The sequence below is a fragment of the Loigolactobacillus bifermentans DSM 20003 genome, assembly GCF_001434575.1.
GTDB classification, from domain to species: domain Bacteria; phylum Bacillota; class Bacilli; order Lactobacillales; family Lactobacillaceae; genus Loigolactobacillus; species Loigolactobacillus bifermentans.
Window position 1 is genome coordinate 1 of the sequence record NZ_AZDA01000047.1, and the last position, 2188, is coordinate 2188.

Annotated in this window: 3 protein-coding genes; 2 read left to right on the forward strand and 1 reads right to left on the reverse strand. The window is 44.1% G+C overall.

The window, feature by feature from the left end; translation table 11 throughout:
* The first annotated feature begins 84 nt into the window (after positions 1 to 84).
* A complete protein-coding gene (locus FC07_RS07495) occupies positions 85 to 279 on the forward strand; it encodes a hypothetical protein (protein WP_056965284.1) in 195 nt (64 codons plus the stop codon).
* Positions 280 to 407: 128 nt separating this feature from the next.
* Here the strand turns inward: FC07_RS07495 and FC07_RS07500 are convergent, their stop codons facing one another.
* Complete coding sequence (locus FC07_RS07500; RefSeq protein WP_057904514.1) at positions 408 to 968, reverse strand: hypothetical protein; 561 nt, start codon at positions 966 to 968, stop codon at positions 408 to 410.
* Positions 969 to 1213: 245 nt separating this feature from the next.
* Here FC07_RS07500 and FC07_RS07505 point away from each other — a divergent pair, with 245 nt between their 5' ends.
* Positions 1214 to 2110: a diacylglycerol/lipid kinase family protein gene (locus tag FC07_RS07505; protein WP_057904515.1), complete on the forward strand. Its 897-nt coding sequence runs from the start codon at positions 1214 to 1216 to the stop codon at positions 2108 to 2110.
* The last annotated feature ends 78 nt before the right edge of the window (positions 2111 to 2188 follow it).

Below are 2188 nucleotides of genomic sequence, written 5' to 3' on the forward strand. Positions count from 1 at the left end.
TAAACGCGGTTCTGAATGTCTCTTAAAATCTGTCTCAAATATTGACTTCAATCCAATGCGAATTATGGTAAATTAGTGCAGCAATTGAAAGTCTTACAAAAAAAGTGGCACTTCACGATTATTGACCTCTGGCAAGATCCAGTGGTCAAAGCTGAAAATCGCGCCCAACCACTAGCAATGGTCGACGACGCTCATCCAACCCGATTAGGTTATCGGAATATCTGGACGCCAATTTTTCGGCAACAATTAACGGACGTGCTTCGCCAGTCGGAACCATAATCGTCAATCGATTTCGCGTTTTCAAGGCTTCCGTCGATAGTCTAAAGAAATAAACATAACGACCGGATGAACCTGTCATGTGATAGGCTCATCCGGTCGTTATGTTTTAGCTTACTTCAAATTTTAGGTTAGTCTGCGACTTCAATCTTCCCAACCGCAATTGGTAAGGTGACGTGTGCATCGTAGGCGCCAACTTCACCAGCAACGGTGGCTGGTAAAGCCAAGTCTTGTGGTACGCCGTGAATGTAGATGACCCGTTTGTCGAGTTCCAAGTCATCGGTACCAAAGACTTCTTTGAACTTCGCTTGCAAATCAGCTAATGGCACATCGATTTCGTAGGCAAAGTGGCCTTGGGCGTCAGCGACTGGGTAGTTATCATTTGGCACGTCCATGTGATGTGGGGCGTTGTCAAATGGCACCATCGTTGTCCCTGAGACTGGTTCAGTTTCTGGCAAGTCGACAAATCCGTCATGATTGGCATCCTGCGCCATCGTGGCAATTTGGGCCGCCTTACCATCTGGAAAACCGTGGAAATGTTCCCAGTGTTGCGTATTTGCAGGTGTATCAAACATTTCAATCGCCACGTGTAATTGGTCACCGTCTTCAACAAAGGTGGCAGTTCCATGGGGTGCCGTTCCAATGCCTTCTACGTTTAGTGGTACGATGTTAGCAACGTATTTTTTAGTCATGAATGATTCCTCCAATTCTTCATTATAAGTCCATTATATGCTATTCTAAACTTATTAAAATTGATATATGTCAAGAAAGGAAAATTTATGCACTCAAAAATGGATTGTATCACATTGACCCGACTAATTCAGTAATGATGCATATTATTTCCAGTCAAACTAGTGTTCAAGCTATACTGAGACTATCAAAAGCTTACTAAATAAGCGATGAATAAACTTAATTTTTTAATCAAGAGGCGATTGTCATGACAACAACTTACGGCATTTTCTATAACGGACAAGCGGGTAATGGGCAAGCGGCAACCGTCGCCCATCAAACCGCGCAAGCGCTATCGAACCACGGCATTGAGTCTCAATTACTGACAACACCAGGAATCCCCCGGGCAATTGCGTTAATTAAGCAAACACTTCCTCAACTGTCAGCACTAATTGTTATTGGTGGAGATGGCACACTGAACGTTGCAATGACAGCCCTAATCCAAGCTGAAGCACATATTCGTATCGGCGTTATTCCCATGGGAACGGTTAATAATTTTGCAACCCGCTACCAGTTACCAACTGACCCCCAAGCGGCCATCGAACTAATTTGTACTCAGCCGGCGACCCAAGCAGTCGGCATGCTAGTTTGTAATCAACGCCGGGCAGTCGTGAGTTCACTGACATTCGGTAATTTGGCTGACATTTCCAATGAAGTTCGACAATCTGAGAAGCAGCGATTCGGTAAATTAAGCTATCTTTACCGTGCTATTCGCCATATTGGTCACAATAAGTCACTGCCAATTCGATATCAATTCAAACACGAAGGAAGCCACACCTTAAAAACATGGTTCTGTTTGATTACAACGACCAAATCAGTCGGTGGGCACGTCTATAGCGCGTCTGCTCCAGGAAAAATGCATATTAGTCTACTTAACAACATTGGCTGGCGGCAAGTAATTCCATATATTTGGTTCGCACTAACGGGGAACTTGCAAAACTCCAAGGCCATTACACAGCTAACGGCAACCAGTGCACGAATTACGAGTGCAACTGGTCAAGCCGTGACGACACGTATTGACGGCGACCCAGCGGTTAAACTGCCAATTGAATTGACCTATTTGACAGACCGCTTCGAATTGATCGTACCAACAGTCATCGAATAACGACGTATTTTTTATTAATGGCAGATTGTAAAATTAATCCGAACGCTGTTCGGACAAAAAAGATCAGCTGCCTTTAAA